Here is a 14492-nt window from a genome sequence, read left to right as displayed (position 1 = left end):
GACGAAGCGGGCCTTGGTGCGCGAGCCGAGGAGACACTCCGGAGGGGCACCGCACCAAGCCCCACTCCGTCCCCGCCCGGCGACACCACCCCAGCCCCGCCGGCGCTTGAGGCGAACCCCAACCCTAGACGGCCGGGACGCAGCGGCCCTCTTCCGTGCGGTACTGCCACTTGGCGCCGTCCGCGACGAGTTCCTTGACCGCGCGGACGAACCGCTCGACGTGCTCGTCGGGGGTGCCGGCGCCGAAGCTGACGCGGATGGCGTTCAGGGCGGGGGTCCCCCCGGACGAAGTCTGGGGGAGCTCGCCCGGGGCCGCCTCGGGGGCTCCGCATTCGCCCTGGGCATGCGGCTCGCTGCCGAGCAGGGTGCGGACCAGCGGGTGGGCGCAGAAGAGGCCGTCGCGCACGCCGATCCCGTGCTCGGCGGAGAGGGCGGCGGCGAAGTGGGAGCTGTTCCAGCCGTCCACCACGAAGGAGATGACACCGACGCGCGGTGCGTCGTCCCCGAAGAGGGACAGGACGCGCACCGCCGGGACCTCGGCGAGGCCGTCCCGGACCTTGGCGATGAGGTGGCGCTCACGGGCGACGAGGCTGTCGAAGCCGGCTTCGGTCAGGGCCTTGCAGGCGGAGGCGATGGAGTAGACGCCGATGACGTTCGGGGAGCCGGCCTCGTGGCGGGCGGGGGTGGTGTGCCACTCGACGTCCACGCCGCCGGCATCCGCCCCGTTGACGCGTCGCGTCACCTTGCGCGAGGCGCCGCCGCCGGCGAGGTACGGCTCGGCCTGCTGGAGCCAGTCCGCGCGGCCGGCGAGCACGCCCGAGCCGAAGGGGGCGTAGAGCTTGTGCCCGGAGAAGGCGACCCAGTCCACGTCCAGCTCCTGCACCGAGACGGGGTGGTGGGGGGCGAGCTGGGCGGCGTCCAGGACGATCCGCGCGCCGTGGGCGTGCGCCGCGGCGGCGAGCTCCTTCACCGGCCACAGCTCGCCGGTGACGTTGGAGGCGCCGGTGACGCACACCAGGGCCGGGCCGTAAGGGTCGCGGCCGGCGAGCGCCCGCTCCAGGGTGGCGACTGCCTCGTCGGGGGTGCGGGGGGCGTTGAGGTAGGTGACCTGTGCGTTGGTCCAGGGCAGCAGTGCGGCGTGGTGCTCGGTCTCGAAGACGAAGACCTGGCAGTCGGCCGGGAGCACGGCGGCGAGCAGGTTGAGGGAGTCGGTGGTGGACCGGGTGAAGACGACCTGGTCGCAGGGGCGGCAGTCGAGGAACTCGGCGACCGTGACCCGGCTCTGCTCGAAGAGGTCGGTGGAGAGCTGCGAGAGGTAGCCGGCGCCGCGGTGCACGCTGCCGTAGTAGGGGGCGTAGGCGGCCACGTCGTCCCAGACCCGCTGGAGGGCGGGGGCGCTGGCCGCGTAGTCGAGGGCGGCGTAGGTGACCTCGCCGCCGGTGACGAGCGGGACGGTGACGTCCCGGCCGAGGACCGGCAGCGGCTCGGCACAGGCCTCGGCGGCAGCGGTAGCGGTGATGGCAGCGGCGGCGTTCAGGGCAGCGGACATGGCGGTATCTCCCGGCAGGCAGGTCTGAATGGCTTCGGTGTGCCCGTACGCGGGTACGACTCGGCTCGGCGCGGCCGACCGGGTACGGGAAGTCCTCGGACCGATCCGGGGTACACCGAAGTGACCCTGATCCGAGGGTTGAAGAAGGGGCGGAGTCGCCCTATCGCATTCGCTTGCTCACGGAAAACGCTCCTCGAGAGACCAGGACCCCTGGTGTCGAGGGATCCGCGCTTGCCGTAGGCCTTGCTGCCTACGACCTGGTCATCACCCGGGGCACCCCGCCACGGAAGGAGGGTTGCCGGACAGCAAGCCGGGGCCTAAACGCTGTCACTCGTGACCTGTCCAGCATCCTGCCACATGATCCCCCGAACGCAAGTCCCCGGTCCGCGATGCGGACCGGGGTCTTGGCTCAAAACGATCAGACGGAATCGGGCCCGACGGGCGTGCTACGCGTTGCTCGCCGCCACCCAGCGCTCCAGGGCCGCCCGGGCCGCACCCGAGTCGATCGACTCGGCCGCACGGGCGATGCCGGCCGCGAGCTGCTCCTCCAGGGTGCCCGGGCCCGGGTCCAGCGCCACGAGGGCCGCTGCCGAGTTGAGCAGGACCGCGTCGCGGACCGGGCCCGTCTCACCGGCCAGCAGGCGGCGGGCCACGTCCGCGTTGTACGACGGGTCCCCGCCGCCCAGGGCGGACACGTCCACCAGGGGGATGCCCACGTCGCGCGGGTCGAAGGCCTGCTCCGAGACCTTCCCGTCGCGCACCCACCACACCCGCGAAGTGGCGGTCGTCGTCAGCTCGTCCAAGCCGTCGTCACCGCGGAAGACCAGCGCGGACGAACCCCGCTCGGCGAGGACTCCCGCCACGATGGGGGCCACCCGGGCGTCGGCGACGCCGGTGGCCTGGGCCCGTACCCTCGCCGGGTTGGTCAGCGGGCCGAGGAAGTTGAAGGTGGTGCGGATGCCCAGCTCCTTGCGCGCCGCCGCCACATGACGCAGCGCCGGGTGGAACTTCACGGCGAAGCAGAAGGTGATGCCGGCTTCCTCCGCGACCTGCACGACCCGCTCCGGGGTGAGGTTGAGGTTGACGCCGAGCTCCTCCAGCACGTCCGAGGACCCGCTCGCGGAGGACGCGGCCCGGTTGCCGTGCTTGACCACCTTCGCGCCCGTACCGGCCACCACGAGCGCCGACATCGTGGAGATGTTCACCGTCTTGGCCCCGTCGCCGCCCGTGCCGACGATGTCCACCGTCCGGCCCGGCACCTCGATGAGGTTGGCGTGCGCGTACATGGCCCGTACCAGGCCGTTGATCTCCGCGACCGTCTCCCCCTTGGCCCGCAGCGCGACCGCGAAGCCGGCGATCTGGGCGTCGGTGGCCTCCCCGCGCATGATCCGGTCCATGGCCCAGGCGGTGTCCTCGGCACGCAGGTCCTGGCCGGTCAGCAGGGCGTCGAGAACGCCCGGCCAGGTGGGGGTCCCCCCGGACGAAGTCTGGGGGAGAGCTGCCACGCTGTCGCCGCCTGCCGGGGTCACCACGTTCATGGTCCGCTCCTGTGCTAGTGGGCCGCCCCCGTGCTCGCCGCCCACGTCGAATGGGAAGGGCTTCAGCCTATCCAGCCCAGGAGACGGCAAAGAGCCCCGTCCAGACACTGGACGGGGCTCTCGCCGTGGCGACACCAGGACTGACCGAAATCAATCCCTCATGCGGTCATGCGGGTCGTGCGGGCCCTGCAGGTCGTGCGGGAGATCAGTGGTGGCCGTGGCCGTTCTGGATCTCCTTGTACTCCTCCACCGTGGGCTTCGGAATCTGGTTGTTCTCCGCGTAGAAGCCCTTGCTGAGCTTCGCGCGCAGCTTCTGCGTGGCCTTCACCTTGCGCTCGACACCGTTCTCGTCGACCGTCGGGCCGAGCTCGAGCGGCTTGTACTGCTCGTGCGAGGTGAGCTTGTACAGCTGACCCTGCGGCAGCGGCTCGTGGACCTCGACGAACTCACCGTGCGGCAGACGCTTGATGATGCCGGTCTCGCGACCGTGCAGCACCTTGTCGTGGTCCCGGCGCTGAAGGCCGAGGCAGATCCGCTTGGTGGCGATGAAGGCGAGGACCGGGACGGCGAAGAAGCCGATCCGGACGAACCAGGTGAGCGAGTTGAGCGACAGGTGGAAGTACTGCGCGAACATGTCGTTTCCACCGCCGATCAGCAGCACGATGTACTCCGCGATCCAGGCGACACCGAAGGCCGTACGGGTCGGGACGTTGCGCGGGCGGTCCAGGATGTGGTGCTCGCGCTTGTCCTGGGTGACCCAGGACTCGATGAACGGCCAGACGGCGATCGCGCCGAGCACCAGCGGGAAGAGCATCAGCGGGATGAGCACACCCATGACGAGCGTGTGACCCCACAGGTTGATCTCCCAGCCCGGCATGGCTCGGATCAGGCCTTCCGGCATACCCATGTACCAGTCGGGCTGCGCGCCGGTGGACACGTGGTCCGGGCGGTACGGGCCGAGCGCCCAGATCGGGTTGATCGAGGCGATCGCCGCGATGGCCGCGATGACACCGAAGACCAGGAAGAAGAAGCCTCCGGCCTTGGCCATGTAGACCGGCAGCAGCGGCATGCCGACGACGTTGTTGTTCGTCTTGCCGGGACCCGCGAACTGGGTGTGCTTGTGGTAGAAGACCAGGATCAGGTGGGCCACCAGCAGGCCCATCATGATGCCGGGCAGCAGCAGGATGTGGATCGAGTAGAACCGCGCGACGAAGTCACCGCCGGGGAACTCGCCGCCGAAAAGGAAGAACGACAGATAGGTGCCGATGATCGGCATCGACAGGATCGCGCCCTCCATGAAGCGCACACCCGTGCCGGAGAGCAGGTCGTCCGGCAGGGAGTAACCGGTGAAACCGGTGAACATGCCGAGGACCAGCAGCAGGAAGCCGAAGATCCAGTTGACCTCGCGCGGCTTGCGGAACGCGCCGGTGAAGAAGACGCGCATCATGTGCACGACCATGCCCGCGACGAAGATCAGGGCCGCCCAGTGGTGGATCTGCCGGATGAGCAGACCGCCGCGGACGTCGAAACTGATGTCCAGCGTCGAGGCGAAGGCCTCGGACATCTGGACGCCCTGCATCGGCACGTACGAGCCGTGGTACACGACCTCGTTCATGCTCGGGTGGAAGAACAGCGTCAGGTACACACCCGTGAGGATGATGATGATGAAGCTGTAGAGGCAGATCTCACCCAGCATGAAGGACCAGTGGTCCGGGAAGATCTTGCGCATGTTGGACTTGGCCAGGGTGTAGATGCCCAGGCGTCCGTCCGCCCAGTCCGCTACGCGCTCGCCGGCGGGCGCTTTGCGCGCCTTGGTGTCAGTGGTCGCAGTGCTCATCCGCGCTCCCAGAATGCAGGACCGACGGGCTCTTCGAAGTCGCCGAGCGCTTCGAGGAAGCCTTCGTCATTCACACCGATCCGCAGCTGCGGAAGCGCGTGACCGGCCGGGCCGAAGATGACACGGGCGCCGTCGGAGAGGTCGAAGGTGGACTGGTGGCACGGGCAGAGCACGTGGTGCGTCTGCTGCTCGTACAGGCTGATCGGGCAGCCGACGTGGGTGCAGATCTTGGAGTAGGCCACGATCCCGTCGTGGGACCACTCCAGCTCCTGCTTGTCCTTGATGTCCTCCGGCTTGATCCGGACGATCATCAGGGCGGCCTTGGCGATCTGGTTCTGGAAGTCGTGCTGGTCCTCCTCCAGGCCTTCCGGCATGGCGAAGGTCAGCGAACCGACGAGAACGTCCTCGGGACGCAGCGGCTCCATCGTGTTCTGGTTGATGAGCAGCTTGCCCTTGGCCCACAGGGTCTTGCGGAGCTTGTCCTCGGGCAGCGGACCCAGGTCGCGCATGATCACGAGGGCGGAGAGCGGCAGCATGGCCAGCGCGCCCAGCATCGTGTTGCGGATCAGGGGGCGGCGGCCGATGCCGGACTCGTTCGCGCCGTCCGCGAAGTCCTGCATGACCTTCGCCTTGACGTCCGCCGGAGCGGCGATCTCGTGCCGCTCGTCGGCGACCTCCACGTCGGACATCAGGGTGCGGGCCCAGTGGACCGCGCCCGCGCCGATGCAGAAGAGGGCCGTGCCCAGGGTCATGCCCAGGGCGAAGTTGAGCGCGCTCACCTTCCCGATGGGGAAGATGTACACGATCCTCTCGACCGGGATGGCCACGTAGGAGGCGATGAAGCCGACGGTGGCCAGCATCGACAGCGTGAACAGCATCGCGACGGTGCGCTCGGAACGCTTCGCCGCCCGCTCGTCGATGTCCTGGATACGCGGCTTGTGGACCGGCAGGCCCGGGTCGGCGAACGGATCGTCCGCGACCGCTACGGCACCGTGGTGCGCGTCGCCCTGCTCGCTCGGCAGGTGCTTCTCTTCGGGAATCTCTTGGCTACTCATGACTTCTTGGCCTTAGCGGTGTGGGCCGCGACCCAGACGGCGACAGCGATCAGCGCACCCAGCCCGAAGATCCAGCCGAACAGACCCTCGGAGACGGGGCCGAGGCCACCGAGCTTCAGGCCGCCAGGGCTGACCGACTTCTCGCCGTTCACGTTCTGGATGTACGCGATGATGTCCTTCTTCTGCTTCTCCGGCATCGTGCTGTCGGGGAAGGAGGGCATGTTCTGCGGGCCGGTGAGCATGGCCTCGTAGACGTGCTTCGGCTCGACGCCCTCGAGGTTGGGGGCGTACTTGCCGTTCGTCAGCGCGCCGCCCTCGCCGGTGAAGTTGTGGCACTGCGCGCAGTTGTTGCGGAACAGCTCACCACCAGCGGCGATGTCGGCGCCCGTCGGGTCGTACTGCTTCTCGGTCGGCGTGATCGGGCCGGCCCCGAGGGACGCGATGTACGCGGCCAGCTGGTCGATCTGCGCCTGGTCGTAGATGACCGGCTTCTTCGGCACCTGGGCGCCGGGCTGCTGGGCGGGCATGCGGCCCGTGCTCACCTGGAAGTCGACGGCCGCGGAGCCGACGCCGACCAGGCTCGGGCCGTCAGAGGAACCCTGACCGCCGGTTCCGTGGCAGCTTGCGCAACCCACGGCGTAGAGCTTCTGGCCCTCCTCGATGGCGAGGGACTGGGCGGTTTCGTCGGCCTGCGCCTTGCCCGCAGGGGCGAAGGCGGCGTACAGCCCCCCAGTGGCCGCCAGCGCGAGGAGTAGAACGACGACCGCCGCCAGCGGATGGCGTCGTCGTGCGGAGAGCTTTTTCACGGATTACCCCGGTGTCAGGATCTTCTGCGTCGGTGTTTCTGGATGGAGTGCCGGGTCGTTGCCCGGTGACGTGTTCGCTACTTGATCAGGTAGATCGTGGCGAAGAGGCCGATCCAGACGACATCGACGAAGTGCCAGTAGTAGGACACGACGATGGCCGACGTGGCCTGTTCGTGGGTGAACCTCTTGGCCGCGTACGTCCGGCCGAGGACCAGCAGGAAGGCGATGAGACCACCCGTCACGTGCATCCCGTGGAAGCCGGTGGTCAGGTAGAACACCGTTCCGTACGGGCCGGACGAGAGGGACATGCCCTCGTGCTTGACCAGCTCGGTGTACTCGAACACCTGGCCGCCAATGAAGATCGCACCCATGACGAACGTGATGATGAACCACGTCCGGAGCTTCTTCACGTCACCGCGCTCGGCGGCGAATACGCCGAGCTGGCAGGTGAGCGAGGAAAGCACCAGGATCGTCGTGTTCGTCGCCGAGAAGGGCAGATTCAAGGCCGCGGCCTGTTCTGTCCAGTACTCGGTGCCTGTCACGGATCGCAGGGTGAAGTACATCGCGAAGAGGGCCGCGAAGAACATCAGCTCGGAACTCAACCAGATGATGGTTCCGACGCTGACGAGGTTCGGCCGGTTGACCGTCGGGTGCGCGTGCCCGGTATCTACTGTCGTTGCTGTCGCCACGACCGACATTATGTCGGTCGCTTATCCCGCCCTCACCCCGGGGGGTGCCGTTCGGAGTGTCCGAGGCGTGTGCAAGGCCCGAACGGCCCATCAGATCGCCCTCCGGCCGCCAGTCGCGACCTGGCCGAACCGATGTTGACAGCGCATCGGGAGGAGTAGCATCCCGCGCAACATCAACGTGATTCACGGGACACGTGGAGGAACGAAATGCGGGCGACTGCGCGGGTTCTGGTCTACAGCGACGACGCGGGCACCCGGGAGCAGGTGCGGCTGGCGGCAGGGCGCAGGCCGGCCGCGGACCTGCCGCCGGTCGAGTTCCTGGAGTGCGCGACGCTGCCGGCGGTCCTGACGGCGCTGGACGCGGGCGCCATCGACGTGTGCGTGCTGGACGGCGAGGCGGTGCCGGCCGGGGGCATGGGCGTGTGCCGGCAGATCAAGGACGAGATCTTCCGGTGCCCGCCGGTGCTGCTCCTGATGGGGCGTCCACAGGACGCCTGGCTGGCCACCTGGAGCCGCGCGGACGCGGCCGTGACCCTTCCGGTGGACCCGGTGGAGTTCCCCGAGGCCCTGGCGGCCCTCCTGCGGTCCCGGCTGGCCTCCTCCGCCGCCTGAGGCGGCGACGGAGCGCGGGGGCCCGTATGGACCCCCGTGCTCCGTTTCGGCCCGTACGGGCCCTCGTGCGGCCCCCGTTCAGACGGTCGGGCGCAGGCGGGCCTGGTCGATGGTGTTGCGGCCCTCCTGGGTGCCCTTGAGGAGGGCGCTGCCCTGGCGCCAATCCTTCCAGTCCATGTTCCAGTCGCCGTAGCCGTTGCCGAAGGTGTCCATGTCCTCGCCGATGCTGTTGACGACCTGGACGACGTCGCCTTCGGTGATGTTCTCGTAGAACCAGGCGGCGTTGCCGGTGCTCATGCCGGTGCAGCCGTGGCTGACGTTCTCGTAGCCCTGGGAGCCGACGGACCACGGCGCGGCGTGGACGTATTCACCACTCCAGGTGACGCGGGTGGCGTAGTAGACGGGCAGGTTGTAGTACTCGCTGCCGCCGATGCCGACGGTGTCGCCGCGCATCTGGACGAAGTACTGCTTGCCGAGGACCACCTTGATGCCGTTGCGGGTGGAGAAGCCGGGCTTTCCGGTGGTCACCGGAATGGTGTTGATCACTTCTCCGTTGCGCTTGAACGTGAGGTAGTGCGCGGAGGCGTCGGTGACGACCTCGACGCGGTCGCCGATCTCCAGCTTCAGCGGCTTGGCCGCGGCCCCGTAGAGGTGGTCGGAGATCCTGACGCCCTCCAGGTTGCTCCGTACGGAGACCTCGCTGTGGGCGGGCCAGTACTCCTTGGGGCGGTAGTGGAGCTTCTTGTCGTCGACCCAGTGCCAGGCGCCGTCGACGCCGGCCGGGGCCTTGACCTCCAGCCCCCGTTCGATGACGGCGCGGGCGGCCTTGTCCTTGACGGGTTCGCTGAGTTCGGCCGTGAGGGGCTGTCCGACCCCGTATTTGCCCGCGTCCGGGCCGAATTCGACCTTGAGGACCCCCTTGGCCGGGGTGGTGTCGAAAACGGCCGTGCGCTGCCCTGGGGCGCCCTTGGCGTTCTCCGTGCTGACGGTGACGGTGTAGCGGACACCGGCTGCCATGGGGACGGTGTTGTGCCAGCGGTCCCCCTTGGCGGACAGTTCGCCCGCCAGGTGGCGGCCGTGGGTGTCCACGGCTGTCACGTCGGTGATGCGGCTCTCACCCCCCTTCAGTGTGACTTCGAGGGGTTTGTCGGGGTCGACGGGGCGGCCCCCGGGTGCCTGGTTGAAGGCGACTTGATCGCCCGCGTCATACGGGCGGGCAGACAGCGGGTTGTCGCCGGACCCGCATGCGGTGGCGCCGGCCCCGAGGGACGCGACCAGCAGGGAGCAGCTGACTACCGTCCAAAGACGCGGTGAGTGCTTCATGGGGACAACGCTATGAAGATATGACAATTACGGCGCGCGGGGTGACTGCAAACGAGGGGCCCGGACTCCTCCGAAGAGGTGCCCGGGCCCCACGCCACTGCTGTAAGCGGTGCTGCTACTGGTTCTGGTTCTCACCGCGGTAGTACTCGTACACCCAGCCCCACAGGCCGATCACGAGGATCGGGGCCGAGAAGTACATGAGCCACCAGCCGAAGATGACGCCCATGAACGCGAGCGCGCCGCCGATGCCCAGCGAGAGCGGCTGCCAGCTGTGCGGGGAGAAGAACCCCAGCTCGCCCGCCTCGTCGGCGACGTCGGCCTCCTTGTTGTCCTGGGCCATCTCGTCCACGCGCTTGGCCGTGAAGGCCAGGTAGTAGCCGATCATGACGCTCAGGCCGAAGGCCAGGAAGAGCGCGGTGGTGCCTACGGGCTCCTTCGACCACACGCCGTACACGACGGCCATGACCAGGATGAAGAAGGAGAGCCAGAGGAACATCTTGCCCTGGATCTTCACTTGCCGGCCTCCTTGTCACCGGTGAGCGCCTTGGTGCCGCCGGCGGTGTGGTCCTCGAGGTGGTCGAGGGCCGCGATCTCCGGGTGGTGCAGGTCGAACGCCGGGGATTCGGAGCGGATCCGCGGCAGGGTGAGGAAGTTGTGCCGCGGCGGCGGGCAGGAGGTCGCCCACTCGAGCGAACGGCCGTAGCCCCACGGGTCGTCGACCTCGACCTTCTTGCCGTACTTCGCGGTCTTCCACACGTTGTACAGGAAGGGCAGCATCGACATGCCGAGCAGGAACGAGCTGATCGTCGAGACCGTGTTCAGCGCGGTGAAGCCGTCGGCGGCGAGGTAGTCCGCGTAACGACGCGGCATGCCCTCGGCACCCAGCCAGTGCTGCACCAGGAAGGTGCCGTGGAAGCCGATGAACAGCGTCCAGAAGGTGATCTTGCCGAGGCGCTCGTCCAGCATCTTGCCCGTCATCTTCGGCCACCAGAAGTGGAAGCCGGCGAACATCGCGAAGACCACGGTGCCGAAGACGACGTAGTGGAAGTGCGCGACGACGAAGTACGAGTCGGAGACGTGGAAGTCCATCGGGGGCGAGGCCAGGATGACGCCGGTCAGACCACCGAAGGTGAACGTGACCAGGAAGCCGATCGTCCAGAGCATCGGGGTCTCGAAGGAGAGCGAGCCCTTCCACATGGTGCCGATCCAGTTGAAGAACTTCACACCGGTCGGTACCGCGATCAGGAAGGTCATGAAGGAGAAGAACGGCAGCAGCACACCGCCGGTGACGTACATGTGGTGGGCCCACACGGTCACCGAGAGACCGGCGATCGAGATCGTCGCGGCGATCAGACCGATGTAACCGAACATCGGCTTACGGGAGAAGACCGGGATGACCTCGGAGATGATTCCGAAGAACGGCAGCGCGATGATGTACACCTCTGGGTGTCCGAAGAACCAGAAGAGGTGTTGCCACAGCAATGCCCCGCCGTTCGCGGCATCGAACACATGCGCACCGAACTTGCGGTCCGCCTCCAGCGCGAAGAGCGCGGCGGCCAGCACCGGGAAGGCGAGCAGGACCAGGACACCGGTCAGCAGCACGTTCCAGGTGAAGATCGGCATGCGGAACATCGTCATGCCGGGTGCGCGCATGCAGATGATCGTGGTGATGAAGTTGACCGAGCCGAGGATCGTACCGAAGCCCGAGAAGGCCAGACCCATGATCCACATGTCGGCGCCGATGCCCGGCGAGCGGACGGCGTCCGACAGCGGGGAGTAGGCGAACCAGCCGAAGTCGGCCGCACCCTGCGGGGTGACGAAGCCGGCGACCGCGATGGTCGAGCCGAAGAGGTAGAGCCAGTACGCGAACATGTTCAGCCGCGGGAACGCCACGTCGGGCGCGCCGATCTGCAGCGGCATGATCCAGTTCGCGAATCCGGCGAACAGCGGCGTCGCGAACATCAGCAGCATGATCGTGCCGTGCATCGTGAACGCCTGGTTGAACTGCTCGTTCGACATGATCTGCGTACCCGGACGGGCCAGCTCGGCGCGCATGAAGAGCGCCATGATCCCGCCGATGAGGAAGAACACGAACGAGGTGACCAGGTACATCGTGCCGATGGTCTTGTGGTCGGTGGTGGTAAGCCACTTCACGACCACGGTGCCCGGCCGCTTGCGCCGCACCGGCAGCTCGTTCTCGTACGAGTCAGCTGCGGCGGCACCCTGGGATTCGTTGAGGATGCTCACAGTTTGTTCGTCTCCGCATTCCGGGCCGGGTCGGTCTGCTTGATGCCGGCCGGCAGGAAGCCGGTCTGCCCCTTCTCCGCCAGCTCCTTCAGGTGCGCCCGGTACTCATCGGGCGAGACCACCTTGACGTTGAAGAGCATCCGGGAGTGGTCGACACCGCAGAGCTCGGCGCACTTGCCCAGGAAGGTGCCTTCTTGGGTCGGGGTGACCTCGAAGACGTTGGTGTGGCCCGGGATGACGTCCTGCTTGAACAGGAAGGGCACTACCCAGAAGGAGTGGATGACGTCATTCGACGAGAGGATGAAGCGGACCTTCTCACCCTTGGGCAGCCAGAGGGTCGGCCCGGGGTTGTCGGTGTCCGGGTTCCGGTCGCCGGGGACGCCCTTCTGGTAGACGCCTTCGGCGCCCTTGGGGAAGTCCTTGGCGAAGCGGTCCGGGATGGCGGAGAGCTCCTTGGGGACCTCGCCCGCCTTCGGGGTCGCGGCGTCGCCGTCGACGTTCTCGATGTAGTTGAAGCCCCAGCTCCACTGGTAGCCGATCACGTTGACCGTGTGCGCCGGCTTGGCGGAGAGGGAGAGCAGCTTCGACTCGTCACGCGCGGTGAAGTAGAAGAGCACCGAGACGATGATGAGCGGGACCACGGTGTACAGCGCCTCGATGGGCATGTTGTACCGGGTCTGCGGGGGGACCTCCACCTTCGTCCGGCTGCGCCGGTGGAAGATGACGCTCCACATGATCAGGCCCCACACCAGGATGCCCGTGATGAGCGCGGCCGCCCAGGATCCCTGCCACAGGGAGAGGATGCGCGGCGCCTCCTCGGTTACCGGCTTCGGCAATCCGAGGCGGGGAAAGGTTTTCCATGTATACGAGCAACCAGTGGCGGTCGCCAGGACCACGCCCGCAGTCAGCGCCTGCAGCAGCTTCCGCCGCATCGGGCGCCGCGGCGAGCGGTCGGAGCCGTAGGGACTCACGTAGCGCCTTCCCGAGAGTCTCGGCCCGCGCGGCCGGCCGCGGCCGTGTTCGGGTCGGTCGCCGGCCCTGACGCAGGCAGGGGTTTGGATGTTTATGCGGACCAAACCCTACTGGACGCTATTTGGGGTCGCGCGGGGAGGGTGCCCAACGCGCCGCTACTGCCCCCGAAGGGATGGATCCGCCGTCCGGGGGACAGTGCGAACGGCCCTGAACCAGGGGCTCCGGAAGACATCTGACGCCCCCTGACCTCGAACGGTCGGGGACTGCGGCTAGCGTGACCGGATGCCGTACTTCGACACCGCGTCCGCCGCTCCCCTGCACCCCGTGGCCCGCCAGGCGTTGCAGGCCTCCCTTGACGAGGGCTGGGCCGACCCGGCCCGGCTGTACCGGGAGGGGCGGCGGGCGCGCCTGCTGCTGGACGCGGCGCGGGAGGCGGCCGCGGAGGCGGTGGGATGCCGGCCCGACGAGCTGGTGTTCACTCCTTCGGGGACGCACGCGGTTCACACGGGGATCGCGGGGGTCCTCGCGGGGCGCCGGCGCGTCGGAGAGCACCTGGTCGTATCGGCGGTCGAACACAGTTCTGTACTGCATGCGGCGGACGCGCACGCGGCGCGCGGCGGGACGGTGACGGAGGTCCCGGTGGACCGGTCGGGCGCGGTGGCCCCGGCCGGGTACGCGGACGCGCTCGGCCCGTCGACCGCGCTGGCCTGCCTCCAGTCCGCCAACCACGAAGTGGGCACGGTCCAGCCGGTGGCGGAGGTGGCCGAGGTGTGCGGGGCCGCCGGGGTGCCGCTGCTGGTGGACGCGGCGCAGTCGCTGGGCTGGGGTCCGGTGGAGGGTGCGTGGTCCGTGCTGGTGGGGAGCGCGCACAAATGGGGCGGCCCGCCCGGGGTGGGCCTGCTGGCCGTCCGCAAGGGGGTCCGCTTCGCGGCTCAAGTCCCGGCGGACGAGAGGGAGTCGGGGCGCTCCCCCGGCTTCGGTAACCTCCCGGCGATCGTGGCGGCGGCGGCGTCGCTGCGGGCCGTGCGGGCCGAGGCGGATGCGGAGGCCGCCCGGCTGCGGGTCCTGGTGGACCGGATCCGGCGGCGGGTGGTCCGGCTGGTACCGGACGTGGAGGTGGTCGGCGACGCCGACCGGCGCCTTCCGCACCTGGTCACCTTCTCGTGCCTCTACGTCGACGGGGAGACCCTCCTGCACGAGTTGGACCGGGCGGGCTACTCGGTCTCCTCCGGCTCCTCCTGCACCAGCTCCACGCTGACCCCGAGTCACGTGCTGCGGGCGATGGGGGTGCTGTCGGAGGGGAACGTCCGGGTGTCGCTCCCGCTGGGAACCACCGCGGAGGAGGTGAACGGGTTCCTGGACGTACTGCCGGGTGCGGTGGCCGGCGTGCGCGACCGGCTGGGCATGACGACCCCGTCGGCCGCGCCGGTGCCGCCGGTGGCGGACTCCGTCGAGGTGGACGCGCTCGGGCTGCTCTGCCCGCAGCCGGTGATCGAACTGGCCCGGGCCATCGTCACCGTGCCGGTGGGGGGCACGGTGACGGTCCTGTCGGACGACGAGGTCGCGCGGCTGGACATTCCGGCGTGGTGCGTGATGCGGGGCCACGCCTACCTCGGCGAAGCCGAGCGCCCGACGGGGGTCGCGTACACGGTCCGCCGCCTCCTCTGACCCCGGGCTCCGCCCCGGACCCCGGACGCCCCGTCCTTGCCTGCGTGCCGCGCCGCTTCCCGGGGCTCCGCCCCGGCCCCCGCGCCTCAAGCGCCGGCGGGGCTGGGGTGGTGTCCCCGGGCGGGGCCGGAGCGGGGCTTGGGGCGGTGCCCCTCCGGAGTGTCTCCTCGGCTCACGCACCAAGGCCCGCTTCGTC

General features: G+C 68.7%; 12 protein-coding genes and 1 riboswitch. Of the genes, 2 read left to right on the top strand and 10 right to left on the bottom strand.

The genetic code is table 11. The annotated features are described in order from the left end of the window. Positions 1–124: 124 nt before the first annotated feature. The 6 genes from J7E94_RS18455 to J7E94_RS18430 form a co-directional block, all read right to left on the bottom strand. Positions 125–1549 carry an aminotransferase class V-fold PLP-dependent enzyme gene (locus J7E94_RS18455; RefSeq protein WP_215016713.1) on the bottom strand — a complete coding sequence of 475 codons (1425 nt, stop codon included), beginning with the start codon at positions 1547–1549 and terminating at the stop codon, positions 125–127. Positions 1550–1771: 222 nt separating this feature from the next. Beyond that, a riboswitch (SAM riboswitch) is annotated at positions 1772–1888 on the bottom strand. 107 nt (positions 1889–1995) lie between these two features. Then, positions 1996–3087, bottom strand: coding sequence for an anthranilate phosphoribosyltransferase (gene trpD / locus J7E94_RS18450; protein ID WP_215016711.1), 1092 nt, complete (start codon positions 3085–3087; stop codon positions 1996–1998). A 205-nt stretch (positions 3088–3292) separates the two neighbouring features. Next, on the bottom strand, positions 3293–4924 hold the full coding sequence (locus tag J7E94_RS18445; RefSeq protein WP_215016709.1) for a cytochrome bc complex cytochrome b subunit: 1632 nt from the start codon (positions 4922–4924) through the stop codon (positions 3293–3295). Then, a complete protein-coding gene (locus tag J7E94_RS18440; protein ID WP_215016707.1) occupies positions 4921–5979 on the bottom strand; it encodes a ubiquinol-cytochrome c reductase iron-sulfur subunit in 1059 nt (352 codons plus the stop codon). The genes J7E94_RS18445 and J7E94_RS18440 overlap by 4 nt, the downstream gene beginning before the upstream one ends. Next, the gene (locus J7E94_RS18435) at positions 5976–6785 is read right to left on the bottom strand and encodes a c-type cytochrome (protein ID WP_215016705.1); all 810 of its coding nucleotides are present in this window, start codon (positions 6783–6785) and stop codon (positions 5976–5978) included. The genes J7E94_RS18440 and J7E94_RS18435 overlap by 4 nt, the downstream gene beginning before the upstream one ends. Positions 6786–6862: 77 nt before the next feature. Beyond that, positions 6863–7483, bottom strand: a complete 621-nt coding sequence (locus J7E94_RS18430; RefSeq protein ID WP_215016703.1) for a heme-copper oxidase subunit III — start codon at positions 7481–7483, stop codon at positions 6863–6865. A 198-nt stretch (positions 7484–7681) separates the two neighbouring features. Between J7E94_RS18430 and J7E94_RS18425 the strand changes: the two genes are divergently transcribed. Continuing rightward, positions 7682–8086, top strand: coding sequence for a hypothetical protein (locus tag J7E94_RS18425; protein WP_215016701.1), 405 nt, complete (start codon positions 7682–7684; stop codon positions 8084–8086). A 78-nt stretch (positions 8087–8164) separates the two neighbouring features. On the opposite strand, the gene J7E94_RS18420 is transcribed toward J7E94_RS18425, so the two are convergent. The 4 genes from J7E94_RS18420 to coxB form a co-directional block, all read right to left on the bottom strand. Continuing rightward, positions 8165–9409 carry an Ig-like domain-containing protein gene (locus tag J7E94_RS18420; protein WP_215016699.1) on the bottom strand — a complete coding sequence of 415 codons (1245 nt, stop codon included), beginning with the start codon at positions 9407–9409 and terminating at the stop codon, positions 8165–8167. A gap of 115 nt (positions 9410–9524) precedes the next feature. Then, positions 9525–9923, bottom strand: coding sequence for a cytochrome c oxidase subunit 4 (locus J7E94_RS18415; RefSeq protein WP_215016697.1), 399 nt, complete (start codon positions 9921–9923; stop codon positions 9525–9527). Further along, positions 9920–11656, bottom strand: coding sequence for a cytochrome c oxidase subunit I (gene ctaD / locus J7E94_RS18410; RefSeq protein ID WP_215016695.1), 1737 nt, complete (start codon positions 11654–11656; stop codon positions 9920–9922). The genes J7E94_RS18415 and ctaD overlap by 4 nt, the downstream gene beginning before the upstream one ends. After that, positions 11653–12627 carry a cytochrome c oxidase subunit II gene (coxB, locus tag J7E94_RS18405; protein ID WP_215016693.1) on the bottom strand — a complete coding sequence of 325 codons (975 nt, stop codon included), beginning with the start codon at positions 12625–12627 and terminating at the stop codon, positions 11653–11655. Before coxB ends, ctaD begins: the two co-directional genes overlap by 4 nt. A 283-nt stretch (positions 12628–12910) precedes the next feature. Between coxB and J7E94_RS18400 the strand changes: the two genes are divergently transcribed. Next, positions 12911–14296, top strand: coding sequence for a cysteine desulfurase/sulfurtransferase TusA family protein (locus J7E94_RS18400; RefSeq protein WP_215016691.1), 1386 nt, complete (start codon positions 12911–12913; stop codon positions 14294–14296). The last annotated feature ends 196 nt before the right edge of the window (positions 14297–14492 follow it).

The organism is Streptomyces sp. ISL-94, from assembly GCF_018614075.1.
GTDB lineage: Bacteria > Actinomycetota > Actinomycetes > Streptomycetales > Streptomycetaceae > Streptomyces.
This window is presented reverse-complemented; position numbering and strand designations above follow the sequence as displayed.